The sequence below is a fragment of the Streptomyces nitrosporeus genome (genome assembly GCF_008704555.1).
Classification (GTDB): domain Bacteria; phylum Actinomycetota; class Actinomycetes; order Streptomycetales; family Streptomycetaceae; genus Streptomyces; species Streptomyces nitrosporeus.
This window is the reverse complement of the sequence record NZ_CP023702.1, coordinates 6,066,865-6,090,195: the sequence shown is the minus strand read 5'-3', so window position 1 is coordinate 6,090,195 and position 23,331 is coordinate 6,066,865. Positions and strand designations below refer to the sequence as shown.

Annotated in this window: 17 protein-coding genes and 2 pseudogenes; 10 read left to right on the top strand and 9 right to left on the bottom strand. The window is 71.2% G+C overall.

The features are described from left to right. Positions 1 to 13 precede the first annotated feature (13 nt). Entirely contained in the window at positions 14 to 1,048 is a 1,035-nt protein-coding gene (locus CP967_RS26880) for a LacI family DNA-binding transcriptional regulator (protein WP_150490444.1), read from the top strand. Positions 1,049 to 1,190: 142 nt separating this feature from the next. Here the strand turns inward: CP967_RS26880 and CP967_RS26875 are convergent, their stop codons facing one another. The 3 genes from CP967_RS26875 to CP967_RS26865 all read right to left on the bottom strand — a co-directional run bounded on the left by CP967_RS26875 (position 1,191) and on the right by CP967_RS26865 (position 3,943). Beyond that, positions 1,191 to 2,252 (bottom strand): aminotransferase class V-fold PLP-dependent enzyme, encoded by a 1,062-nt coding sequence (locus CP967_RS26875; protein WP_150490443.1) that lies wholly within the window; start codon positions 2,250 to 2,252, stop codon positions 1,191 to 1,193. A gap of 185 nt (positions 2,253 to 2,437) precedes the next feature. Continuing rightward, positions 2,438 to 3,175, bottom strand: a complete 738-nt coding sequence (locus tag CP967_RS26870; RefSeq protein WP_150490442.1) for a DsbA family oxidoreductase — start codon at positions 3,173 to 3,175, stop codon at positions 2,438 to 2,440. A gap of 144 nt (positions 3,176 to 3,319) precedes the next feature. Beyond that, positions 3,320 to 3,943, bottom strand: coding sequence for a DJ-1/PfpI family protein (locus CP967_RS26865; protein WP_150490441.1), 624 nt, complete (start codon positions 3,941 to 3,943; stop codon positions 3,320 to 3,322). Between the two features lie 152 nt (positions 3,944 to 4,095). Here CP967_RS26865 and CP967_RS26860 point away from each other — a divergent pair, with 152 nt between their 5' ends. Both CP967_RS26860 and CP967_RS26855 read left to right on the top strand, forming a co-directional pair. Further along, positions 4,096 to 4,746 carry an RNA polymerase sigma factor gene (locus tag CP967_RS26860; RefSeq protein ID WP_150490440.1) on the top strand — a complete coding sequence of 217 codons (651 nt, stop codon included), beginning with the start codon at positions 4,096 to 4,098 and terminating at the stop codon, positions 4,744 to 4,746. Beyond that, complete coding sequence (locus tag CP967_RS26855; protein WP_150490439.1) at positions 4,743 to 5,849, top strand: CU044_5270 family protein; 1,107 nt, start codon at positions 4,743 to 4,745, stop codon at positions 5,847 to 5,849. Before CP967_RS26860 ends, CP967_RS26855 begins: the two co-directional genes overlap by 4 nt. 188 nt (positions 5,850 to 6,037) lie before the next feature. On the opposite strand, the gene CP967_RS26850 is transcribed toward CP967_RS26855, so the two are convergent. Both CP967_RS26850 and CP967_RS26845 read right to left on the bottom strand, forming a co-directional pair. After that, positions 6,038 to 6,649, bottom strand: coding sequence for a DUF1349 domain-containing protein (locus tag CP967_RS26850; RefSeq protein WP_150490438.1), 612 nt, complete (start codon positions 6,647 to 6,649; stop codon positions 6,038 to 6,040). Then, a complete protein-coding gene (locus CP967_RS26845; protein WP_150490437.1) occupies positions 6,646 to 8,166 on the bottom strand; it encodes an aldehyde dehydrogenase (NADP(+)) in 1,521 nt (506 codons plus the stop codon). The genes CP967_RS26850 and CP967_RS26845 overlap by 4 nt, the downstream gene beginning before the upstream one ends. A gap of 193 nt (positions 8,167 to 8,359) precedes the next feature. Here CP967_RS26845 and CP967_RS26840 point away from each other — a divergent pair, with 193 nt between their 5' ends. From CP967_RS26840 to CP967_RS26830, 3 genes are all read left to right on the top strand, one after another. Further along, entirely contained in the window at positions 8,360 to 9,130 is a 771-nt protein-coding gene (locus tag CP967_RS26840; protein ID WP_150490436.1) for an IclR family transcriptional regulator, read from the top strand. Between the two features lie 3 nt (positions 9,131 to 9,133). Next, entirely contained in the window at positions 9,134 to 9,643 is a 510-nt protein-coding gene (locus CP967_RS26835; protein ID WP_150490435.1) for a GNAT family N-acetyltransferase, read from the top strand. A gap of 198 nt (positions 9,644 to 9,841) precedes the next feature. Continuing rightward, positions 9,842 to 11,293 (top strand): peptidoglycan D,D-transpeptidase FtsI family protein, encoded by a 1,452-nt coding sequence (locus tag CP967_RS26830; protein WP_150490434.1) that lies wholly within the window; start codon positions 9,842 to 9,844, stop codon positions 11,291 to 11,293. A gap of 126 nt (positions 11,294 to 11,419) precedes the next feature. On the opposite strand, the gene CP967_RS26825 is transcribed toward CP967_RS26830, so the two are convergent. Next, the gene (locus CP967_RS26825) at positions 11,420 to 12,016 is read right to left on the bottom strand and encodes a hypothetical protein (protein WP_150490433.1); all 597 of its coding nucleotides are present in this window, start codon (positions 12,014 to 12,016) and stop codon (positions 11,420 to 11,422) included. Positions 12,017 to 12,353: 337 nt separating this feature from the next. Between CP967_RS26825 and CP967_RS26820 the strand changes: the two genes are divergently transcribed. Then, the gene (locus tag CP967_RS26820; RefSeq protein ID WP_150490432.1) at positions 12,354 to 12,926 is read left to right on the top strand and encodes a SigE family RNA polymerase sigma factor; all 573 of its coding nucleotides are present in this window, start codon (positions 12,354 to 12,356) and stop codon (positions 12,924 to 12,926) included. Then, positions 12,923 to 13,720, top strand: coding sequence for a hypothetical protein (locus tag CP967_RS26815; protein WP_150490431.1), 798 nt, complete (start codon positions 12,923 to 12,925; stop codon positions 13,718 to 13,720). The genes CP967_RS26820 and CP967_RS26815 overlap by 4 nt, the downstream gene beginning before the upstream one ends. Before the next feature lie 400 nt (positions 13,721 to 14,120). Here the strand turns inward: CP967_RS26815 and CP967_RS34850 are convergent. Continuing rightward, a pseudogene (locus CP967_RS34850) lies at positions 14,121 to 14,276 on the bottom strand (hypothetical protein); the annotation flags it as partial. A 117-nt stretch (positions 14,277 to 14,393) separates the two neighbouring features. Between CP967_RS34850 and CP967_RS26800 the strand changes: the two are divergent. After that, entirely contained in the window at positions 14,394 to 14,897 is a 504-nt protein-coding gene (locus CP967_RS26800) for a hypothetical protein (RefSeq protein ID WP_150490430.1), read from the top strand. 323 nt (positions 14,898 to 15,220) lie between these two features. Further along, positions 15,221 to 15,977 (top strand): annotated as a pseudogene (locus tag CP967_RS26790) (transposase family protein). 241 nt (positions 15,978 to 16,218) lie between these two features. Here CP967_RS26790 and CP967_RS26785 read toward each other — a convergent pair. Then, a complete protein-coding gene (locus CP967_RS26785) occupies positions 16,219 to 16,587 on the bottom strand; it encodes an Imm53 family immunity protein (protein WP_150492071.1) in 369 nt (122 codons plus the stop codon). Beyond that, positions 16,541 to 23,320 carry a polymorphic toxin-type HINT domain-containing protein gene (locus tag CP967_RS26780; RefSeq protein WP_150490429.1) on the bottom strand — a complete coding sequence of 2,260 codons (6,780 nt, stop codon included), beginning with the start codon at positions 23,318 to 23,320 and terminating at the stop codon, positions 16,541 to 16,543. Before CP967_RS26780 ends, CP967_RS26785 begins: the two co-directional genes overlap by 47 nt. Between the last annotated feature and the right edge of the window lie 11 nt (positions 23,321 to 23,331).

The following is a 23,331-nucleotide window of genomic DNA, read 5'->3' as shown; positions in this document are numbered from 1 at the left end:
AAGATCTTGCACCATGAGCCGCACAGAACAGAACGGCACGGGACGCCGCCGGCCTCCGACGATCCATGACGTCGCCCGGGAGGCCGGGGTCTCCCGGGGCACCGTCTCCCGGGTGCTCAACGGGGGGCACAATGTCAGCCCGGCCGCGCTCGACGCGGTGCGGAACGCGATCCGGCGGACCGGTTACACCGTGAACCGGCATGCCCGGTCGCTGATCACCGGCCGCTCCGACTCGGTGGCGTTCCTGCTGACCGAGCCGCAGGAGCGGTTCTTCGAGGACCCCAACTTCAACGTGCTGCTCCGGGGCTGCACCGCCGCGCTCGCCGCGCACGACATCCCGCTGCTGCTGATGATCGCCGGGTCCGAGGCCGAGCGCCGCCGCAACATGCGCTACATCGCCGGGCACGTGGACGGGGTGCTGCTGGTCTCCAGCCACTCCGGCGACCCGGTCGCCGCCCGGCTCCACGAGGCCGGGGTGCCGCTGGTGGCCTGCGGGAAGCCGCTGGGCCAGGGCTCGAAGGTCAGTTACGTGGCCGCCGACGACCTGGGCGGCGCCCGCGACATGGTGCGCTACCTGTACGGGTCGGGGCGCCGCCGGATCGCGACGGTCACCGGTCCGCTGGACACCCCGGGCGGGGTGGAGCGGCTGGCCGGTTACCGGGCGACGCTCGCGGAGTGCGGGCTGCCGCCGGACGACGCGCTGATCGTGCCGGGCGACTACAGCAGGGCGGGCGGGGAGGCCGCGGCCACCCTGCTGCTGGAGCGGGCCCCGGACATCGACGCGGTGTTCGTGGGCTCCGACCTGATGGCCCAGGGTGTCCTGGCGGCGCTGGAGCGGGCGGGCCGGCGGGTCCCCGAGGACGTCGCGGTCGGCGGCTTCGACGACTCCCCCGCCGCCCTCGCGGCCCGCCCCGAGCTGACGACGGTCCGCCAGCCGTGGGACCGGATCAGCTCGGAGATGGTACGGGTGCTGCTGGCCCGGATCGGTGGGGACGACCCGGCCGCGGTCATCCTGCCGACGGAGCTGGTGCGGCGGGACTCGGCGTGAGCGTGAGCGGGCCCTCCCGGGGCCCGCGACTCCGCTCCCGCGGCCCGGCTCCCTCCCCGCCCTCGCCCCGCGCCCGCTCCTCCGGCGCCCCCGCCTGCGCGCCGGCTCCCCCGTGCCCGCCCTTCCGCGCCCTCGCCCCGCCTCAGCCGGACAGCACGTCCAGCGCGCGGTCCACGTCGGCCTCCGTGTTGTACAGGTGGAAGGCCGCGCGCAGGTTCCCGGCCCGCTGGGACACGACGATCCCGGCGCGGGCCAGCACGGGCTGCCGGCTGCCGAGCCCGGGGACGGCCACGACCGCGGAGTCGCCGGGCACCGCCTCGTGCCCGAGACCGGCCAGCCCGGCGCGGAAGCGGGCGGCGAGTCCGGTGGCGTGGGCGTGCAGCGTGTCCACGCCGATCCCGTCGAGCAGGGCGAGCGAGTGCGCCGCTCCCGCGTACGAGAGGAACGAGACCGGCTCGTCGAAGCGCCGGGCCTCGTCCGCCAGCCGCTGGACCGGCCCGTAGAGGGCGGCGTCGGGGTCCTGCGCGGAGAGCAGGCCCGCGTGCAGGGCCGGCAGCGTCTCCTGCGCCTCCTCGGTGACCGTGAGGAAGGTGGTGCCCCGCGGGCACAGCAGGAACTTGAAGGCGCCGGTGACCGTGTAGTCGTAGGCGCCGGTGTCCAGCGGCAGCCAGCCCGCGGCCTGGCTGGCGTCCAGGAGGGTGCGGGCGCCGTACGCGGCCGCCGCCTCCCGGACCGCTTCCAGGCCGGCGACCCTGCCGTCGGAGGACTGGACCGCCGAGAAGGCGACGAGCGCGGTGTCCGGCCGGACCGCGTCGGCCAGCCCGGCCAGCGGCACGTACCGCATCTTCAGGTTCCCGCGCTGCGCGAACGGGCTCACGACCGAACTGAACTCGCCCTCGGGTGCCAGGACTTCGGATCCGGCTGGCAGGGACGCGGCGACGAGTGCCACCTGGCCGGCGACGGACCCGCCGACCGCGACCCGCCCGGCGTCGGTTCCGGTGAAACGGGCGAAGCCGTCCCGGGCCGCCGCCACCGTACCGTGGTCCCCGCCGCCGGGCCGGCGGCCCAGGGCGTTCTCTTCGGCCAGCGTCGTGACGGCATCGACGGTCCCACGGGGCAGCAGGCCGCAACTGGACGTGTTCAGGTAGACGGTGTCGGGGGCGAACTCGGTGGTGCGGGCCCGGTCGATCGCTGAGGTCTCCATGCGGCCCAGCCTGACCGCCCCCCAGGCCCGGGTCAACGAGGGCGGTCCGGCCGGGCCGCCCGGCGGACGGCCGCGCACCGGAGCCGCCCGGCGGACGGCCCCGGGCGCATACTCACCCGCCGTACCTGCGGGGAGCCGCGCTCACCGCCGTACCCGCGGGGTGCCGCGCTCACCGCCCGCCGTGCTCACGCACTCCGCTCCGGCGCGCCGGCCGGGGGCACCTCGCAGGCACCGTCCGCGTCGCAGGCCGCCGCGTCACCGCCGACGGGGACGAGGCCGGCCGGCTCATGGTCCTTCCACGCCTGTTCCAGCGCCTGGGCGAACACCTCGGAGGGCTGGCCGCCGGATATGCCGTACCGCCGGTCGAACACGAAGAAGGGCACGGCGGTCGCACCGAGCCGGGCGGCCTCCTGCTCGTCGGCCCGCACCTCGTCCGCGTACGCCTCCGGGTCGGCCAGCACCGCGCGCACCTCGTCCGCGTCGAGACCGGCCTCCGCGGCGATGTCCGCCAGCACGGAGTCGTCGAAAACGGAACGCTCCTCGGCGAAGTTGGCCCGGTAGGCCAGGGTCAGCAGCTCGTCCTGGAGGCCGCGGGCCTTCGCGAGGTGCAGCAGCCGGTGGATGTCGAAGGTGTTGCCGTGGTCGCGCCCCTCGGTCAGGTACCCCAGGCCCTCGGCCTGGGCGTTCGCGGCGACGTTGCCCTCCATCTCCCTGGCCTGCTCGGGGGTCCGGCCGTACTTGCGCGCCAGCATGCCGATCACCTGCTCGGTGTCGCCCTTGGCGCGCCCGGGGTCGAGCTCGAAGGAGCGGTGCACCACCTCGACCCGGTCGCGGTGGGCGAACCCGGCCAGGCCCTTCTCGAAGCGGGCCTTCCCGATGTAGCACCAGGGGCAGGCGATGTCGCTCCAGATCTCGACGCGCATGACTCTTCTTCTCTCCAGCTCTGCCGTAACCAGCGCGGAGGCAGCCTCCGCCGCCGGTTCAACGCACGGGGGGAGTGACTGATTCCCCGGGGCCGCCGCCGGGCCGGGCGGGGCACCGGCCCGGCGGCTCAGCGGCTCAGCGGCTCAGCGCCCCAGGGTGCGGGCCCGTTCCAGTACCTCGGCCGGGGCCTTGGTGACCGAGCCGGTGTCGAAGGGGGGCTGGGGGTCGTACTCGGTGTAGAGCTGGATCGCCTGGGCGGTCACCTCGTCGGTGAGCAGGGCGGCCAGCCGGATGGCCATGTCGATACCGGAGGAGACCCCGGCCGAGGTGATCACCCGGTCGTGCCGGACCACCCGCTCGGGTGTGTAGGAGGCGCCGTACGCCTCCAGCTGGGCGGCGGCCTCCCAGTGGGTGGTGGCGGTCAGGCCGTCCAGCAGGCCGGCCGCGCCGAGCACCAGGGAGCCGGTGCAGACCGAGGTGGTGAAGCGGGTGCCGGTGTGGATCCGGCGTACCCAGTCGAGGAAGGCGGGGTCGTCCGCCATGGTCCGGAAGCTGCCCCCGCCCGGGACCAGCAGTACGTCGCAGTGCTCCACCTCGGAGTAGCGGACCGGGACGTGTACCGGCAGGGAGCCCAACGTGTCCCGTACCGGGCCGGGTTCGTCCGTGACGAACCGGACGGTGGCGCCGGGCACGTACGCGAGGATCTCGTACGGGCCGATCGCGTCGAGCGGTTCGAAGTCGTCGAAGAGCGGGATCACGATGTCCATGACCGCAGCATAGGTCCGCCGCCCCGGTCCGCCGCCGGTCCGGGTGGATCCGTCCGGTGGACCCCGTCGGCGGGTCCACCGCGTGAACCCGTTCGCGGCCGGACGGCAAGTACAGGTGAACGCTGTCCACTTCCTCCGACCGACGGACCCCCATGACTGAATCGCTGGGCCGCCCTTCCCCAGGGGCCGGTGCCTCCGGCGTCGGCACCGACCCGGGAGACGCCGCGCTGGTCGCGGCGTCGCTGGGTGAACCGGAGCGCTTCGCGGAGCTCTTCGACCGGTACGCGCCCGCCATCCACCGGTACGTCGCACGAAGGCTCGGCCGTGACGCGGCCGACGACGTCACCGCGGAGACCTTCCTCACCGCCTTCCGGATCCGGGCCGGTTACGACAGCGGGCGCGCCGGTGTCCGGCCCTGGCTGTACGGCATCGCGGCGAAGCTGATCAGCCGGCACCGGCGCGAGGAGGTCAGGGCGCTGAAGCTGCTGGCCCGTACCGGCCACGACCCGGTGGCGGCGAGCTGGACCGACTCCGCGGACGACCGGGTCGCCGCCCAGGCCGCCTCCCGACCGCTGGCCAGGGCTCTGGCCGCGCTGTCCGAGGGGGACCGGGACGTGCTGCTGCTGTTCGCCTGGGCGGACTTCACCTACCAGGAGATCGCCGAGGCCCTCGGCATCCCGGTGGGCACCGTCCGTTCCCGGCTCAACCGGGCCCGCAGGAAGCTGCGTACCGCCGCCGGCGCGTACAGCCCCTTCGGCGACCCGCTCGAACCGCGTCTGACCGGCAAGGGAGAAGCCGTATGAACGAGCTGTCCGAGACACGCGCCCTGCGGGCGGACGCCCCCGGCCCCGGCGACGAGCGGCTGGCGGAGCAGCGCGCCCGGCTCCTGGAGGCGTGCCGACGGGAGGAGCGGGGAGTCCGGCACCCCGTCGTGCCGCCCGCCCGCAACGTACGCGCCGCGCTGCCGGGGCGCCGGGCGGTGCTGCTCGGGGCCGCGGTGGCCGGGGTGTTCGCGCTGGCCGGCGGGGTGGTGGTGACGCTGCCCGGCGACGGCCCGGCCGCCGGTCCCGCCGACGGGCGCCGGGTGCTGTCCGCCCGGGCCTCGGCCGACACCCTGGAACTGGCGGCGGCCACGGTGGAGAAGCGCACGGCCACCGAACCGGAACCCGAGCAGTGGGTGTACGAGAAGACCACGCTGACGGGCCAGGGCGAGCCGCAGACCTCGGAGGAGTGGACCCGCTGGGACGGCACGGGGGCGGCGCGGCTGCCCGGTGTCCCTCCGTCCGGGGACATCTCGGGCTTCGATCCGGACGAACTCCAGGTCTGGTACGGGCCGGACCAGGAGGAGAAGCGGAAGGAGGAGGGGTACGACGACCGGTCGCAGCGGCAGTTCTACCGTTTCCTGGCCACGCTGCCGAGCGATCCGGACCGCATGATGGAGCGGATCCGCGAGGAGCACGCCATCGGCGACATCGAGGGGGAGAGCCGGGCGGAGCGTGACTGGCGGGAGGTCCACGTCCTCTACCGTTCCGTCCTGATCCCGCCGAACGTCCAGGCGGGTCTGTTCCGGGCGCTCTCGGAGATCCCGGGGGTACGGGTGGAGAAGGGCGTCACCGATCCGTTGGGGCGTGCGGCCATCGCCGTCGTCAGGGAGGGCGCCGGCTCCTCGTCCCCGGGGGGCCGGGGCAGGGAGGAGATCTTCTTCGACGCGGGGACGTACGCCTATCTGGGCGAGACCGCCCACGCCTCCCCCGTCGGTGTGCGTATCCCGGTGGGCGGGGGTGAGTCTGTGGTGCCGGAGCCGCCGGGTGTGCCCCCGGAGGCCGCCGTTCCCGACACCGGTTTCGAGATGACCGAGGTACGCGAAGCCTGGGGTGTGGTGGACGGGCCGGGCGTACGGCCCTGAGGCACGTCCCCGCCGGGCGTACGGCCCTGAGGCACGTCCCCGCCGGGCGTACGGCCTGAGGCGCGCTCCCATCGGCCGTACGGCCCTGAGGCGCCCCCGGCCGGGCGTACGGCCCTGAGGCGCGCCCCCGTGCCCTTCCGCGGTTACGGGAAGGGCAAGGGGGGGCCGCGGGAGCGCGCGGGGTGGTGTCAGCTGCCGTCGCGCAGGTCGGCGAGGCCCCCGGGCAGGAGGGCGATGTGGTCGAAGGCCGCCCGGCAGCCCTCGCCCGTCGGTGACTGGACGAGGAAGCCGATCCGGACGTCGGCCTTCCGCTCCGGGGCGCCGAGGGCGAAGGTGCGGACGAAGGTCCACTTCTCGCCGTCGTCCGAGGCGTGGAAGGCGTAGGCGTCGCCGGTGCGGCTGAGCCGCAGCCAGACGCTGTTGCCGTCCACCACCGAGGAGTTGGCGTCGTCGGAGTGGCCTCGGGTGATGACCGAGCAGATGGTGGGCAGTTCAGGGGAGAGCTCCATGCAGAGCTTGGCCCACTCCTGGTCCCCGGCGTGGAGGTAGAGGACCCCCGCGTCGAAGGCCGCGGCGAAGTCCACCGTCACGCGGGCGCTGAGCCGGAAGTCGCCCTCCGGTGCGGCGCCCAGCAGCCTGGGTGCGTCGGAGACGGACTCCAGGCTGTCGCCGCCCGGCGGGACGAAACGGTCCTGCCGGGCGCCGGCCCGGCCGGTCAGTACCCCGTCGGTGTGCTCCCACCGGCCGTCGGGGCCGAACGCCTCCAGCGGGAAGGGGAGTCCGTGCGGTCCGGTGCTCATGCGCGCCGCCCGTCGACCCGGCGCGGCAGGCCGAGCGGGTTGTCCTCGCGGAGTTCCGGCGGCAGCAGGGCGTCGGGGACCGACTGGTAGCTGACCGGGCGCAGCCAGCGCTCGATGGCGGTGGCTCCGACGGAGGTGGAGGTGGAGGTGGTGGCCGGGTAGGGGCCGCCGTGGTGCTGGGCGGGGGCGACCGCGACGCCGGTGGGCCAGCCGTTGACCAGGACGCGTCCGGCCAGCGGGACGAGCGCCGGCAGGAGGGACGCGGCGCTCGCGTCGTCCCCGTCGACGGCGGTCTGGAGGGTGGCGGTGAGGTTGCCGGGGAGGCGGGAGAGGACGGCGGTGACCTCGTCCTCGGAGTCGTAGCGGGCGATCACCGTGACCGGTCCGAAGCACTCCTCCAGGAGCGTGTCGTGCGGGCCTTCCTCGGCGAGCCGCCGGGCGGGGACGGTGAGGAAGCCGGCGGCGACGGTGTGTTCGCCGCCCGCGCCCGGGGTGACCGGGCTCTCCACGTCCGGGAGTCCGGCGCGTTCGGCGACCCCGGCGACGAAGGCGTCCCGCATCCGGTGGTCGAGCATGACCCCGGCGCCGGTGCCGCTGACGGTCCCGGTCAGGGACTTCACCAGCCGGTCGCCCGCCTCACCGGACGGGGCGAGGACGAAGCCCGGCTTGGTGCAGAACTGGCCGGAGCCCATCGTCATGGAGCCGCCGAGGCCCTCGCCGATCTGCTCCGCGCGCTCGGCGGCGGCGGCCTCGGTGACGACGACGGGGTTGAGGGAGCCGAGCTCGCCGTGGAAGGGGATCGGGACGGGGCGGGCCGCCGCCGCGTCGAAGAGGGCCCGTCCGCCGCGGACGGAACCGGTGAACCCGACGGCGGAGACCAGCGGGTGCCTGACCAGTTCGACCCCGGCCTCGAAGCCGTGGATCACGGTCACCACGTCCTCGGGCAGCCCCTGCTGGGCGGCGGCCCTGCGCAGGAGCGAGGCGCAGAGCTCCGAGGTGGCCGGGTGGTCGGGGTGCGCCTTGACGACGACCGGGCAGCCCGCGGCCAGCGCGCTGGTGGTGTCGCCGCCGGGGACGGAGAAGGCGAGCGGGAAGTTGCTGGCGGCGTAGACCGCGACGACACCGAGCGGGACCTTGACGCGGCGCAGGTCAGGCCACGGCGGGGTCCGGCTGCCGTCCTCGTGGTCGATGTGGATGTCGAGGTAGGCGCCCTCTTCGACGACCTCCGCGAAGGCCCGCAACTGGGCTGCCGTGCGCGCGAGTTCGCCGGTCAGACGGGTCGGGCCGAGGGCGGTCTCCGCGTCGGCGGCCTCGACCACGTGCTCCTTCGCGCCGGTGAGGAGATCGGCCGCGGTGCGCAGGAACGCGGCGCGCACGGTGCGGTCGGCCAGCGCGTCGCGCACCGCGTGCGCGGCCCTGACCACGCGGTCGACCTCCTGCGCTGTGGCCTCCACCGCAACCTGCTCGCGCGGGTTCCCGGTTCGGGGGTCGACACTCCAGACTGGTGCTGCTGCCACCGTGTTTCCTTCCGCTCCACTGCCACACAATCAGGAAGTGTTCGGTATTCTGAACAGCGTTCCTGAACGTGAATACACAGGGACTCTATTTCCGGGCGTTCCGTGTTGGCAAGAAGTCGCAGCGTTGCGCAGGCCGTACAGCACTGCTGTACCAGCAAGGTCGTACAAGAAGAGGCGGAAGGGGCACAGGGCGATGGCGGTTGCCGAGGCCGGTGGGACACAGGTCAAGTCAGCGGTACGGACGGTGGAGCTCCTGGAGTACTTCGCCGGGCGTCCCGGCATGCACTCGCTGGCGGCCGTGCAGGAGGCGGTCGGCTATCCCAAGTCCAGCCTCTACATGCTGCTGCGCACCCTGGTGGAGCTCGGCTGGGTGGAGACCGACGCGACGGGCACCCGGTACGGGATCGGGGTGCGGGCCCTGCTGGTCGGCACCTCCTACATCGACGGTGACGAGGTGGTCGCCGCGGCCCGCCCCGCCCTGGACCGGCTCTCCGACGACACCACGGAGACCATCCACCTGGCCCGCCTGGACGGGACGAACGTGGTCTACCTGGCCACCCGGCAGTCCCAGCACTACCTGCGCCCCTTCACCCGAGTCGGCCGCCGGCTGCCCGCGCACTCCACCTCGCTCGGCAAGGCGCTGCTGGCGACCCACAGCGACGAGCAGGTCCGCAAGATGCTGCCCGAGACGCTGCCCGCGCTGACCGAGCACACCATCACCGACCGCGAGAAGCTCATCGAGGAGCTGCGCCTGGTCCGTGAGCAGGGGTACGCGGTGGACCGCGAGGAGAACACGCTGGGGCTGCGCTGCTTCGGTGTCGCCATCCCCTACCGCACCCCGGCGCGTGACGCGATCAGCTGCTCGGTCCCGGTCGCCCGGCTCACGCCCGCCCACGAGCAGACGGTGAAGGACGCCCTGCTCGACGCCCGCGACCGGCTCACCCTGGCGACCCGGAGGCTCTGAACCGTGTGCCCCTCCCCCGTCCCCGGGGAACCGGAACGGCCGTCAGTCACCCTGCGTGAGGTGCGGGACGGCGACCTGCCCCTGTTCTTCGCCTTCATGAGCGATCCCGAGGCGGTCCGGGTCGCCGCCTTCACCAGCGCCGACCCCTCGGACCGGGCGATGTTCGACGCCCACTGGCAGCGCATCCGCGCCTCGGACACGATCGTCATGCGCACGGTGCTCCACGACGGGCGGGTGGTGGGCAACGCCGGTGTGTACGGCTCGCCGGCCGAGCGGCAGGTCACGTACTGGATCGACCGCGCGCACTGGGGCGGGGGCCTGGCGACCGCCGCGCTCCGGGCCCTGCTGGAGCTCGTACCGGAGCGCCCCCTGTACGCCCGCGCGGCGGCCGACAACACCGGCTCGGTACGGGTGCTGACCCGGTGCGGCTTCACCGTGACGGGCACGGACCGCGGGTACGCCGAGGCCCGGGGCGAGGAGACGGACGAGCTGCTGTTCCGGCTGGACGGCTGAGGGGGCGCGCCGGGAGGACCGGCCCGGAGCGGGACGCGCCGGGAGGATCCGGAGCCCCGGGGAACGCGCCGCGGGGTCCGGGGACGCCCGGTGAAGACCCGGTGACCCCGGGGAGGTCCTGGGACGCCCAGGTGAGAAACCGGTGAGAAGCGCCACGAACGGGAACGTCCGCCGCGGCCCCGTTCGTCCCTTCCCGGGATGAACAAGACGATAAGGCGCGCCTCGGTCTTCTGTCTGCTGATGGTCCTCGCCCTGCTGGTGCGGGCGACCTGGGTGCAGGCGTACGAGGCCCGGGCGCTCGCGGACGACGAACACAACCGGCGGAACACCATCGCGCGGTACGCGCACCCGCTGGGCGACATCATCGTGGCCGGTTCCCCGGTCACCGGTTCGAAGGAGACACAGGACGACGACCTGCGCTACAAGCGCACCTACACCGACGGGGAGCTGTACGCGTCGGTCACGGGCTACAGCTCGCAGGCGTACGGGGCGACCCAGCTGGAGGGCATCTACGGCGAGGTACTGGACGGGACCGACACCCGGCTCGGCAGCCCCGCGGACCTGCTCACCGGGAAGCGGCCGGACCCCGGGTCGGTCGTGACGACCATCGACCCGAAGGTGCAGAAGGCCGCCTTCGAGGCGCTCGGCGACGACCGGGGCGCCGCGGTCGCCATGGACCCGGAGACGGGGCGGATCCTGGGCATGGTCTCCACCCCGTCGTACGACCCGTCCACCGTCAGCGGGACGACGGACGGCGACGCCTGGCAGGCGCTGCTGGACGACGAGGACAAACCGCTCCTCAACCGGGCCCTGCGGCAGCCGCTCCCGCCCGGTTCGACGTTCAAGCTGGTGGTCGCGGCGGCGGCCCTGGAGAACGGGCTGTACGGTTCGGTCGACGAGCCGACGGAGAGCCCCGCCCCCTACACCCTGCCGGGCACCCGGACGGTACTGACCAACGAGAACGCCTCGGCCCCCTGCGAGGACGCCACCCTGCGCACCGCGCTGAAGTACTCCTGCAACAACGTCTTCGCGAAGGCGGCGGCCGACCTCGGCCAGGAGAAGGTGAAGGAGACCGCGGACGCCTTCGGCTTCGACACCGGGAAGCTGGACGTGCCGGTGCGCGCGGCGACCAGCGTCTACCCCACCGGTATGGACGACGCGCAGACCGCGCTGACCGGCATCGGGCAGTTCGAGGTGACGGCGACGCCGATGCAGATGGCGATGGTCTCCGCGGCCCTGGCCAACGGCGGCGAGCTGGCGGCCCCGCACATGGTCTCCGAGGTCACCGGCTCCGGCGGCGCGGCCCTGCGGACCTACGAGGACGGCGACACCGAGCGGGTGGTGTCACCGTCCACCGCCGAGCAGCTGCGCAGCGCGATGGTCACGGTCGTCCAGGAGGGCACCGGCACCAACGCCCGGATCGACGGCGCCGAGGTCGGCGGCAAGACGGGCACCGCGCAGAACGGCGTGGACAACGGCAACACCCCGTACGCCTGGTTCACCTCGTACGCGAAGGACGACGCGACCGGGAAGCAGGTCGCGGTGGCGGTGGTCGTGGAGGACTCCGGCGCGGCCCGCTCGGAGGTCAGCGGCAACGGGCTGGCGGCACCGGTCGCGCAGAAGATGATGGCGGCGGCGCTGGGGAGGTGACGCTACGGCGGGGGCGGAGGAGCCCTCCCCGCGCAAGGACCTCGCCGGGCCGGACACCGCCCGGGGGACGGGCACCACGCCCCCGGGGGGCGTCCGGTCAGCAGGCGGCCCCGGGGCGGCGTCCGGTCAGCAGGCGGCCTCGTGGGGGTCGCCGGCCATGACCCGCTCGGTGAACGCGCGTACCTGCTCCTCGACGGATATGTGCGGGGCGACCGGGAGTTCGTAGGAGCCCCGCCCCCCGCCGGGGAGCCGGAAGTCCACCTCGACCGTCGGGGGCCCGGCACTGTCGAGGGGGTCGTACTGGACGGGGGCCACGCCCTCCAGGACGCAGCCCCACCGCTCGGACCAGCCGCTGTCCTCGATCGCGCGCAGCAGCAGGCGGGCCGTGGTGTCCACCGTCCGTTCCCAGGTGTGGTCCGCCGCGGCACGGGCCAGTTCCCCGTCGTAGCGGGCCGCGTCGAAGTGGAGGGCGCCGGGGAGCGGCGCGCGGGAGTCGTGGGTGTTCTCCCAGGACGACCAGACCACACGGTCGTCCTGGCGCCGGACGGTGACGAAGACCCCTCCGCAGCAGGCGGGGACGCAGTCGTTGTCCGACAGCTCGATCCTGCGCGGCCGGCCGGTGGCCGCGAACGGCCGGTCCCGCGCGGGACCGAGGAAGTCCCGGTGGCTGAAGCTCGAAAGTCCGCCGGGGTGCAGCCCGGCCAGCAGGTCCCCGCCGTCCACCCAGGGGCGTACCTGCGCCCAGTAGTCGGGGGCCGGGACCTGGCGCAGGGCGAACGTGCTGAGGCGTACGGGATGGGGTCATCCCCGCATGATCGTCCCGAGTGGCGCGGGAGGCGAGCGGATTGACGGGCGGTCCGGCGGCGGCCGCACGGTTCACCTGCCCTGGGGGCTTCAGGTTTTCCCCGTGTTACGCCTTACTGGGATACGTAACCGTGCCGAAGCGTCCCCGGGGGCACATTGGTAATCTCTCGACCCCGTGGGCGCGCGTGGGAACGTACACAGCGACATGACCGGCCCGTTCGGGCGCGCAGGGATCCCGTGCAGAGAAGAGGTACCCGTGGGCACAGTCGTGGACGATGCCGCTGCCGCCGAGTTCCACGCCTTCTTCGAGGCGCATTACGCCGAACTCGCCCGGCTGGCCCATCTGCTGACCGGTGAGGCGGACGCGGCGGACGATCTGGCGGCGGACGCGCTGCTGGCTCTCTGGCACCGCTGGGACCGGGTACGCGACGCCGACCACCCGCTGGCGTACGCGCGGGGGGTGGTGGCCAACCTGGCCCGTACGCGCATCCGCAGCGCGGTGCGGGAGCGGCGCAGGATCGCGTTGTTCTGGGCTCCGCGCGGCGCCGGCGACGGTTACGCGGTGGAGGATCCGGACGTGTCGGCGGTGGTGGACGTCCAGGGGGCCCTGCGGTGCCTGCCGTTCCGCAAACGGGCGTGCGTGGTGCTGCGGCACGCGTTCGACCTCTCGGAGCGGGACACCTCTCTGGTCCTGGGGATCTCGGTCGGTACGGTGAAGAGCCAGACCTCGCGCGGTATGGCGGAGCTGCAACGGCTGCTGGGACCCGAAGCACCGGCTGCCCGGGTACAGGTGGCCGTCGCGGCACAGCGCACCGGAGGAAGACAGTGAACGACGAGGATCTGCGGCAGCGGCTGCGTTCGGCCGCCGCCGGGCACCACCCCGACCGGGCACGGATGCTGGCCCGGATCGAACGGGGCATGGCCGGGGAGGCGCCGGAGCGCCCGGCCCGGCCGCCGCGTGCGCCGATGCCGTGGCTGCGGGTCGCGGGGGCGACGGTGGCGGTCTGCGGGGTGCTGGCGGCGGGGGCGTTCGCGGTGGCCCAGACGGGGGCCGGGCAGCGGGAGGGCGGGCAGCAGGCGGCCGGGCCGGCGTCTCCGGAGACGCCGGGCACCGGAGCCACGGATTCCGGGACGCCGACGGCTTCCGGGGCCCCGGCGGTCTCCGGTTCCCCGGCCGCTCCCAAGGACCCGGCGTCAGGGGAACCGGTGCGCGGCGGTGCGCTGCCCACGGAGGCGGGGCCGCTCTGGTCGAAGGGCACGGTGGATCCGAACACCAACCGGTACTGGGCGCAGAGCACCCTGACGCTCAGGGCCTCGCAGCCGCTGTCCGCGCTCACGGTGGAGCTGCGGATCGCGCTGAACGGCGGGGTGAACAGCACGGGCGCGTGGCGTTCGCTGCCGGACTCCGACTTCACGGCGACGGCCGAGGAGGAGGGCGGCTTCCTGGTGTACCGGTGGACGCTGAAGCCGGGCCGCGGCGTGCCGGCCGGGACGCACACCTTCGCGGGGCAGTACAACCACGCCGAGGGCGACCGGGTGACGGGCCGGGACGACTACACGGTCCGGGCCCGCGCGGCCGGTGAACAGACTTCGGTGGGCGGGGACTTCACCACGGCACGGTGAGTACGCGGCCCCGCGGCCGGTTCCCTCCCCGACCGCCAGTCCGCGTAGTTCGCTGTCGGCGCACACTGAGGTCCCGGGCGTACGGGAGAAGGCCGACGCGACTTCCGGGTCCTGCTCGACCGCCCGCTTGTCCGGACGCTGGAAGGTCAACCCCCAACGCTTGAGGTACTTGCCCACCCGGGCTCGGTGAAGCGGCCCGGTACACCTTGAAGATCAGCGCGCCTATCTGCCCCCGTGTCCACAGTTGACCCGAAAGCCCCAGGTCAAAGGGTAGGTGATCGAGGACCGCCTGCCGGACGGCTGCCTGCTCGGCCTCCGACAGGACTTGATGCTCACCCACGCGACGGCCTCGCGGGCGGGAGAGCAGTGCATCCCGGCCGCCGACCTGCCACTTCACCCACCAGTTGTCCACGGCCCTGGCCGACACCTTGAACAGAGAGGCAACCTCTGCCCGGTCCCGACCCCCTACCAGCGCGGACACCGCCAGCAACCGCACGGCCTCCTGCGCGTCCGACGGCCAGGCCCGCGCATCCCCACCAGATCGCTCACACACCATCAACGAGCATAAACCCAAAGCGTTTCTGATCAATAAGAACAAGGCGCCTTCCTTGCGTTTACAGTCGGTGGCGGCACTGCCATTGAGCGGTGTTTCCCTCGACTTGCGAGGTGCTTGATGGGTAGGTTGCTGGATTCATGCGATACGACGGTGTCGGCGAGCTATCGACTGTTCGGGCTGGTCGACACGACCATGGGGGCTGAAACATTCGATGATGATGCGGACAAATCGAAGTGGCTGCTTCCGGGGCCGGGACTGGTGTATCTGCAGGTGCCGTCGGAGGTGGGCACGACGGTGATACGTCTGGAGTCGTGGACCATGGCACCGACGCTGCCGCCCGGTCAGTGGGCGGGGCGCGAGGAGGTCGAGGTGGACCTTCCTGAGGGCGACCTTGGTTTGCAGACCGTCGACGGCGGGCTAAGGGAGATTCCGCTGGTGTTGCCGTCGCCGGGCACGTACCGGATGCGGTGGCAGTGGGTGTTCAACCCGGACGCGGGTCCTTTCGCCTCTCCCCTGCAGGGTTGTTCCGACGTGTTGGCCACGCCCGTCGGTCATGAGGCCGCTCTGGGTGGGGAGGATCAGTTCTGTCTGGTTCAGATCTGGCGGACCGCCCCCGCCTGAGCCGCGCCGAAGGGACCGCAGGGCCGCCCCGAATGGGGACGGCCCTGCGGTGGTTTACCGGAGTATCACTGCTGGAGTGTCAGTCGCCGATGGTGACGGTGAAGGCTTCCCAGTCGAGGATCCGGTCACTGTGGTACCAGGCGCCCAGAGGACGGCCTGCTTCCTGGTTCTCTTCCCGGTTGATGTAGCGGACGGAAAAATCGTCCTTGAGCTGTTTCCAACCTGACGGCGGTGTAGGTCACTTGGGCGGCTCTGCAGCGCGATGAAGCTCTTGGCAGGAGGTGTCACGGCCAAGATTCGCCGTGCCCCACCAGGAGCTTCGCGTGCTTGTCTGCCCGTCGTCGATTGATCTGTCCAGCCGCACCCTGCGCTACCTGAGTGCTCGACTGCAGGCCCGGAGGCGGGAGGCCGGGACGCGCCGGCGGTGTCCGCCCACGGCCCGACAGGCCCTGCTCGCCTTGGCCCGCCTGCGATGCGGCGACACCTGTGCCCGGCTCGCCGCCGGGTTCCGCATCGGCATCGCGACCGTCTCTCGCTACATATGTGAGGTCATCGACCTCCTGACCACCCTCGCCCCGACCCTGACCGAGGCGATGAAAACCCATCCGGACCAAGGCGTTCGTGATCCTGGACGGCACCCTCCTGCCGATCGACCGGATCGCCGCCGACACCCCGGACCACCCCGGGAAACACAAGCGCCACGGCATGAACGTTCAGGTCCTCACCGATCCGTTCAGCCGGCTGCTGTGGACCTCCCCCGCCCTGCCCGGGTCTGCTCACGACCTGACCGCCGCACGGACCCACGGGATCATCGACGCACTCGCCACGGCCGAGCTGAAGTGCTGGGCGGACAAGGCGTACCAGGGAGCCGGCCACCCTGTCCGCGTCCCGTCCCGAGGCCGTCGCCTCAAGCGGTGGCAGCGTCGGCTCAACAGCACGCACGCCAAGATCCGCTGTCTCAGCGAGCAGGCCATGGCCACTCTGAAGGGCTGGCGCCTTCTGTGGAAGCTCCGCTGCAGCACCAACCTCATCACCGCGATCGTCCAGGCCGTTCTTGTCCTTCACCACGCGTCAGCGTGAGGTTGGAAGAGGCTCCGTGTACACGGTCCACGGCGGCGGTGCCCGGAATGCCTCCGACACAGCGCCACAGGCGCAGTCAGATCTGCAGCGACCGCCGACAGTACCGCGAGCAGCACCCCGTCGAAGTCAGGGAACCCGGCGCCCGCCTAACGCGGCAGTCGGGTCGCCCGCGTGCCCATCACCAACCCAAACTGCCGAAACGGCCCGCCGAGAACCGACGGGCCGTCACGAAAGATCGAGACTACGCGAGGGTATCCCCCGCACAGGCAGCAGCCTTACCAGCTACTTCCTCGAAGAATACATCCACACAACAAAGGGAAAGCGGATCGCAGGCCAATTGGAAGACCACTCCATCGCTCCATGCGATCATCCACCTCCCTTCCAGGAGTTCATGTTTTTCACGCGCCACATGAACACCCTCCAAATCGGTTTCAGTCACATCGATTTCGATATGCCATCCGGGGTTGTCTGATGTGGCCATGCGAACACCGAATTCATGTTCCCATTCCCCATTGCAATTCGATGCGTACCAGGACTGAATGAATTGAATCCCTCGATCCTTGTCAGGGACACCCGAGGGGCTTCTCCCAGTCTTCGAGCACACGCGCATCACCTCCATTAGGAGAGTTAATATGCGGGGTTTCCACTTTCGTACCGTCCGCGTTCGTATGGAAGGGGCCCTCCAGGTCGAATCTCTTCACGAGTTCGAATGGCGCCGGATTACGGGGATTCGATTGCGGCGCCCACTCCGCGTATTTCTTGATTTGCCCCGTCTCCCCATGGCGCACAAACGTGGTGTGAGGGCCTTCCGCATCATAGTTCGGCCGCTGCCCGGGCTTTCGCCCCATGTTGTGAACCAGGACGCTTATGCCCTCTGTTACAACATAATACGTGTGCAGGTCACTGACAGTCAGGTTGTGAACCGTCTCGCCCGCCGCCGTCCAGCGGTCGACCGCAGAGACCTGGACGTACGTCTTGGCGCTCGTGCGGAGCCATTCGCCGGCCTTGAGATCGGTGGCGTCGATCCAGTCACCGAGCTCCTCGACCCAGAACGGGTGTCCGTCGGTCGCGGTGACCGAGGCGGTCTTGTCGCCCTTGTCACCGTCGGTGTCGATGGTGACCTTGACGAGGTGCTTCAGGCCGTTGCCCGTGATCTCGGCCGTGACCTTGCGGGCCACGGTCTTTCCTGTTTCCGGATCGGTGGCCAGGACCTCGTCACCGATGTCGACGTCCTCGATCGGTCTGGTGGTGCCGTCGGCCATCAGGACACGTGTGCCGGATGTGAAGCTGTTCGGTACCTTGCACGAGCCTCCATAGCGCTGGGCCAGCTTCGTCTTGCTGTACCAGTCCTTGACCCTGCTCATGAGCTCGTCGCCCAGCTCCGTCAAGCGGGTGAGAAGTTCCTCGGCCTTCTTCCACTTGAAGAGGTACTTGCTGAACATCTTGCCGAGCAGACCGCCGACGAGGCTGGACGCGACGTTGACGGCCGTCGCCCCGCAGGCTCCCAGAGCGCCGGTGGTGAAGCAGTCCAGGGCATCGGTGATGCCGAGTTCCTTGGCGACGATCTGGGCGAGTTCCTTGGCGGCGGCGATGGTCCGCTGCTTGGCGATGTTCGCCGAGTTCTGCGCCTCACGGGCCTTGTACTGGGCCGGGGTCTCCGTGGGTGCCTGGACGCTGTAGTACGTGTAGTAGGTCGGAGTCGCCTTGATGTCCCAGCTGTTGCTCTTCTTGGTGCAGCTGATGCCGACCAACATGCAGTCGTCGGGCATCAGGCCGTCGGGGTCCGAGAAGGTGACCGGGTTGTTCAGGCTGTACGCGTACCCGTTGATCTGCTGCGGGTCGCTGTGGTCGATGAGCGGGTCGGCGGAGATGAACCGGCCTGTGCCCGGGTCGTACTCGCGTGCCCCGAGCGTGGTGAGTCCGGTGGACTTCTGCACGGTGCCGCCGACGAAGCCCTTGTCGTCCACCCAGTCCGTCGGGGACTGCCCGCGGGCCAGGCCGAACGGGTCCATCCGGCGGCGCTGGGTGGCGCCTGTCGCCGCGTCCACGGTGATCTGGGCCGTGCTGTGGTGGTCCGAGGCGAGGAAGGTGACGCCGCCGGTGTCGCGGACCGCCAGGGTCTGGCCGGCCAGGCTGTAGTAGCGCGCCCCCTTGACCTCACCGGTGGACCTGGTGAGGTGGAGTTCCATGCCGGGCAGGTAGAACGTGGCCTCCGACGCCGTCTTGCTCAGCAGCCGGCTGCCGGCCGCGTCGTAGACGTAGTCCGTGGTGGTGCCGTCCGCGTTGGTGACCTTGGTCAGTTCGCCCCGGCTGTCCCAGGTGAATTTCTGGGTGTCCCCTCCGATCACCCGGTTCTCGGTGTTGCCCGTGTCGTCGTAGGTGTAGGTGTCGGTCGACTTGACCGCGGGCGTCGTCGACGTGGCCGCGGTGTTCTCGACGGTGCTGGTGAGCTGGTGCGGGCCCTCGCCGTTCTCCCCGTAGGTGTAGGCCGTGGTGGAGGTGGCGGAGCCGCCGGTGCCGTGGCTGGTCGTGGAGGTCCGGTTGCCGAGGGTGTCGAAGGCGTAGGTGGACCAGTACGGTGCCGTGCCGCCGACGGTCGTGGCGGACGGCGCGGAGGCGCAGGCAGTGTCCGTGGCGCCGGTGCCGACCGCCTTGCTCGGGGCGGCCTTCGAGGTCCACGCGTCGGTCATCCGGCGCAGGCCGTCGTAGCGGAAGCACTGCGTGTCGGTGGTGCCGGCGGCCGGTGCGTCCACGACGGACCGGACGTTGCCGCCCGCGTCGTAGGCGTAGTGGGCGTCGTAGATGAAGGAGCTGGCGCCCTCCACCCCGACCTTGGAGTTGATGAGCCGGTTGGTGCCCTGTTCGTAGGTGTAGTTCAGCCAGACCTTCTTGGCGCCGGTCCCGCCGGTGGTCAGCTCCAGGCCGGTCAGCTGGTTCGTCGCCGAGTAGCCGACGTCGCTGACGTAGCGCATTCCGCCGAGTGACGTCCTCATGCCGACCGGACGCCGCAGGTCGTCGTAGTCGTAGGAGACCGTCTCCGCGGAGAGGCCGCCTCCGCCGGGGAAGGTCTGCGTGCCGACGGTGCCGTCGGCGTTGTACTCGGTGTCGAACTGGTAGGTGCCGCCCAGTTCGGGCTCGGCGGTCTTGGAGAGGTAGTACTTCGTCGTGGCCGGTTCGAGGTCGTCGCTGAGCTTCGGGTAGGTGACCGACGACAGGACGGCGCCGTTCTTGTAGGTGTACGTGCCGTACAGCTCGCCCTTCGCCACGGTGTCGTACTTGGAGACGGACAGCTTGGTCCCGGTGACCGGGGCCCCCTGCCAGGTCTCCAGAGGCCGGCCCAGCTGGTCGTAGACCGTGGAATGCGTGTTCTTGCGGGCGTCCGTGGTCGAGACCAGGCGGTCCAGGTCGTCGTAGGTGTAGCCGGTGGATCCGGTGTCCGGGTCCACCGACCCCGTCTTACGGCCGCGCTGGTCGTAGGTGTAGGACCAGACGTTGTTCTTGTCGTCGGTGAGCTTGCCCAGCTGCCCGGCCGGTGTGTACGTGTACGTGGTGGACACGTAGTCGTTGGCCGTGCCCGGCACGAGCGGCTTGTCGCCCGTGTACTGGCGCAGCTCGACGGTGCGGTCCCTGGCGTCCGTGATCGTCGTGGTGGGCGTCTGGCCGTTCGGCGGGTCCACGTGGACGCGGTCGCCGCCGTAGCTGTAGGTGGTACGGGACTTCTCCACCCCGGCGACCTTCAGGATCGCCGCGGTGGTGCGGCCCGCGCCGTCGAACTCGGTCACCGTCTGGGCGTCGATGTCCTCGTTCAGCGGGACGAACAGCGTGGACGAGGGGGCGCCTGAGGTGTAGTAGGTGTCGTTGGTGGTGACGACGCGTCCGGAGCCGTCGTAGTAGGTGTCGGCGACCAGACGTCCGCCCTTCTCGCCCTTGGTCTGGATCTGCCGGGGCCTGAGGAGGCCGTCGTACAGCGTGTACTCGTCGCTGTAGGAGCCCCCGTCCGCCTGGATCTTCCGCGTACGGAGGTAGTTGGGGCCGTTGGTGCGGATCCCGTACTCGTAGGTGATGGAGGGGGTGTGGTCCGCCTTGGCGCGGTCCGGAAGCCAGACGGACACGGTACGGCCGAGCCCGTCGTGGGCGAGGTCCGTGCGCTTCCCGTTCTCGTCGGTGTGCGCGGTCACCGCTCCCCACTGGGGGGCGTACTCGGTGGTGGCCGCCCAGCCGAGCGCGTTGGTCACGGTCTTGGAGACCGCCAGGCCGTACGCGTTGTCCTTGTAGACGTTGGTGACGGGTGTCTTCGCCGCATCGGTCGCCACCAGCGGGCGGCCGTAGGCGTCGAAGGTGGCGGTGGAGACCTCCTGGTAGGTGGCGGTCGTGCCGTTGTGCGAGGCCAGCCGCTTCAGCAGGGTCGGCTCACCCTTGGTGGGGGCGGCGCCGAGCGTGGTGGTGCCGTCGTAGAACGTCAGCTCGTCGGAGACGACGTGCTTGGAGCGGTCGGGGGTGGTGCCGCAGTCGACCGCGACGGTCTCCACGCGGGAGACGTAGCTGTAGAGGTGCTTGCCGGGGTTGTCGGCGTACTCGGTGCGGGTGCACTGGTTGTCGGCGACGTCGACTTCACCGTAGTCCGCGACCTGGACGGCGCGGCCCTTGTCGTCGTACGAGGTGGTGCCGGCGGTCTGCCGCCAGGCTCCGCCGTCGAGCGCCACATAGGTGTCGGAGCGGCCGGGCCGCACGAAACGGGCGGTGGAGGTGCCCCAGTCCTTGACGCGGGTGGCGGTGACCTTGGTCCACGGCACGTTGACCGACTTGGAGACGATCTTGTCCCCGTTGTAGGTCGTCGTCTCCAGTTCGGTGCCGGACTTCCAGTCGGAGTCCTCGTAGGTCTTCCCGTCGGAGGCGGTCACACTGACCGAGCGGGTCCCTCCGTCCGGATCGGTGTCCCCGTGCAGGCCGCGGAAGAAGGTGTGCTCGGACCTGGTGTTGGAGGGGCTGACACTGCCGTCCGAGGACTCCACCCGGACCTTGCCGTAGCCGCGCCAGTCGCTCCACGTCAGGTAGTCGGTCTTGGAGAGGCCGTCGGGCCGCGCTTTCCGCCAGCCCGCGTCACCGAGGTAGGTGTAGGTGGTGGTCTGGTCGGGGCTGCCGGTGACCAGGTCGGACTCGGTCACCGAGGTGACCACGTACTTGTTGAACCAGTCGGTGACGGGGTCCTCGACCCCCGGCGGGTTCCACTTGACCGGGTAGCACCGCACCGTCGAGCTGCCGGGTTCGGGCAGGGTCGAGGGGGTGCACTGCGGGGACGAGTACGTGACGGACAGGACGCTGCCCGACTCGCTCTCCACGCCGTGCAGGCGGAAGCGGTGGAAGGGCTGGACGTTGTCGCCCGGTACGTCGATGCGGTTGGCCAGCTGCGTGCCGTAGAGCCGCACGGACGGAACCGACACATCGGTGCCGACCAGACCGTCGTGGTCGATGGTGTTCAGCCAGAGCGACTTGGAGCCGTCGCCGTTGTCCGTGAAGGTGTGGCCGAGCTTCCAGCGGTCGACGTTCTCGTAGGTGGTGTCACCGTTGCGGATCTGCGTGGTGATCTCGGTGAGCTTCTTGCGCGTCCAGAAGGTGGGTGAGTTCTGCCCCGGGCACTTGGCCCCGGCCTTGCAGTTGCGGTCCCAGGGGACGTCCGGCCAGTCCGCCGCCGTGTCGTCCTTCAGGGCCGCCGCGGAGCAGTCGGTGAGGTCTCCCACGCAGCGCTCGGCGAGGGTGAAGAGCACCCGGGCGGACGGCTTGGTGGAGTACTCCTTGCCCTCGCGCTGACCGTAGTCGATGCGCTTGAGGTAGCCCCCGCGGATGTACGGCTTGCCGTTCTCCCCGGTCTTGAGGCCCTGGGTGTAGTAGTTGGTCTCCGTGCCGTAGAAGTACGACATGGTGTTGCCGTGCGGGTCGACGACGTGGTCCAGGTTCCAGCGCCACGCCTGGTCGCAGTAGGCGTCCGCGAGGGCGGCCTTGTAGCAGGGCTCGCCGCTGTCGTCCCCGTAGACGGGCACGGTCCAGGCGGAGTTGGTGGTCTCGTTGCCGGTCGCGAAACCGGGCAGCCGGTTCCGGCCGAAGTAGTACTGGGTGCCGTCGGCCGACGTCACCTTCCAGTACTCGCCGTTGTCGTCACCGTTGGTGGCGCCGGCAAGCTTCTCGATCTTGGAGAAGTCGTCGGAGCTGACGTGCCACTCACCGGTGGTGTCGTCCTTGATCAGCTGGCCCGTGGTGCCGCCGGCCAGGGAGATCGTGGCGTTGTCGTAGCCCCAGCACTGGTCGCCGTTGGTGTCGTCGTGGCCGTCGTCGCTGCAGGGCTTGTACCGGCGTTCGATGAATCCGGGCTCGTAGCCGAAGCCCTCGCCGATCCAGGACCCCTGGTTGTTCGTGGCCCCCGTCTGGCCGTCCACGGACTGGGAGTTGTAGGCCAGCGCGACCTGCGGGCCCAGCCCGCCGGGCACCGGCGGGGCGCTGATGGGGTAGGACCAGTTGAAGACGCCGGAGGAGTTGGAGACGCTCCACTCCGACGACGCCTTCAGGGGCGTGGCACCGTAGTCGCCCTGGCCGCCGGACGTCCCGGCGGTGGCGGCGAGCACGGTCACCGGGGCCGAGGCGGCCCGGGCGGTGCCGTCGGCCACGGTCGCCTCGGGTGCGGCCGGGACCTTGGCGGTGAGCGTGGTGCGGGACTCGTCGTTGCTGGTGGCGAGCGGGGTCGCCACCGTGCACTCCGGCCGCTCGGGAGTGGTGAGCACACACTGCGGATAGGTCACCAGCCGCAGCCGGGAGCCGTAGCCCCCGCCGTACGCCTCGGCGAAGCCGCCGTAGTCGAGGGTGACGCCGACCGGTCCGCTCTTCGTGCCCTCGTCGCTGCGGGACACGGTCATCAACGGGCCGTCGACGCCCGCGGCTTCGGAGGCGTCACGGTCCAGGACCGCCAGCCGGACGGCGCTGGGGCTGGTGCGGCCGGTGGCCACGACCTTCAGCGGAAGTCCTTCGGCCTGGGCGCCCCTGGAGCCCTTCGCGGCGACCGCGACCTCGTCGGAGGCGGCCTTCGGCCAGCGTACGTCGGCTGCCTCGGTGACCTCGGCACGGGCGGCTTCGTCGGTACCGGTGTACTTCTTCGCGGTGCCGTTGTGCCCGGAGACCGGGTCGTCGAGTCCGCTGTCGGAGTGCGGCCGGGTGATCCCGTCGTCCGCGGCCGCTTCCGGCGCGTACTGGGGCAGCAGGCCGACGGCCAGCGCTATGGACACGCCCAGTACGCCGTTGCGTACGCGTCGGGCCGACAGGCGGATTCGGGATCTTCGGAAGGGGGATGCGCGCATGCGGAACTCCG

What these genes read in the sequence shown, in the direction of transcription:
- CP967_RS26880 (WP_150490444.1), top strand. Translation starts at nt 14, where the DNA reads ATGAGCCGCACAGAACAGAACGGCACGGGACGCCGCCGGCCTCCGACG.
- CP967_RS26875 (WP_150490443.1), bottom strand. Translation starts at nt 2,252, where the DNA reads ATGGAGACCTCAGCGATCGACCGGGCCCGCACCACCGAGTTCGCCCCC.
- CP967_RS26870 (WP_150490442.1), bottom strand. Translation starts at nt 3,175, where the DNA reads ATGCGCGTCGAGATCTGGAGCGACATCGCCTGCCCCTGGTGCTACATC.
- CP967_RS26865 (WP_150490441.1), bottom strand. Translation starts at nt 3,943, where the DNA reads ATGGACATCGTGATCCCGCTCTTCGACGACTTCGAACCGCTCGACGCG.
- CP967_RS26860 (WP_150490440.1), top strand. Translation starts at nt 4,096, where the DNA reads ATGACTGAATCGCTGGGCCGCCCTTCCCCAGGGGCCGGTGCCTCCGGC.
- CP967_RS26855 (WP_150490439.1), top strand. Translation starts at nt 4,743, where the DNA reads ATGAACGAGCTGTCCGAGACACGCGCCCTGCGGGCGGACGCCCCCGGC.
- CP967_RS26850 (WP_150490438.1), bottom strand. Translation starts at nt 6,649, where the DNA reads ATGAGCACCGGACCGCACGGACTCCCCTTCCCGCTGGAGGCGTTCGGC.
- CP967_RS26840 (WP_150490436.1), top strand. Translation starts at nt 8,360, where the DNA reads ATGGCGGTTGCCGAGGCCGGTGGGACACAGGTCAAGTCAGCGGTACGG.
- CP967_RS26830 (WP_150490434.1), top strand. Translation starts at nt 9,842, where the DNA reads ATGAACAAGACGATAAGGCGCGCCTCGGTCTTCTGTCTGCTGATGGTC.
- CP967_RS26800 (WP_150490430.1), top strand. Translation starts at nt 14,394, where the DNA reads ATGGGTAGGTTGCTGGATTCATGCGATACGACGGTGTCGGCGAGCTAT.
- CP967_RS26785 (WP_150492071.1), bottom strand. Translation starts at nt 16,587, where the DNA reads ATGCGCGTGTGCTCGAAGACTGGGAGAAGCCCCTCGGGTGTCCCTGAC.
- CP967_RS26780 (WP_150490429.1), bottom strand. Translation starts at nt 23,320, where the DNA reads ATGCGCGCATCCCCCTTCCGAAGATCCCGAATCCGCCTGTCGGCCCGA.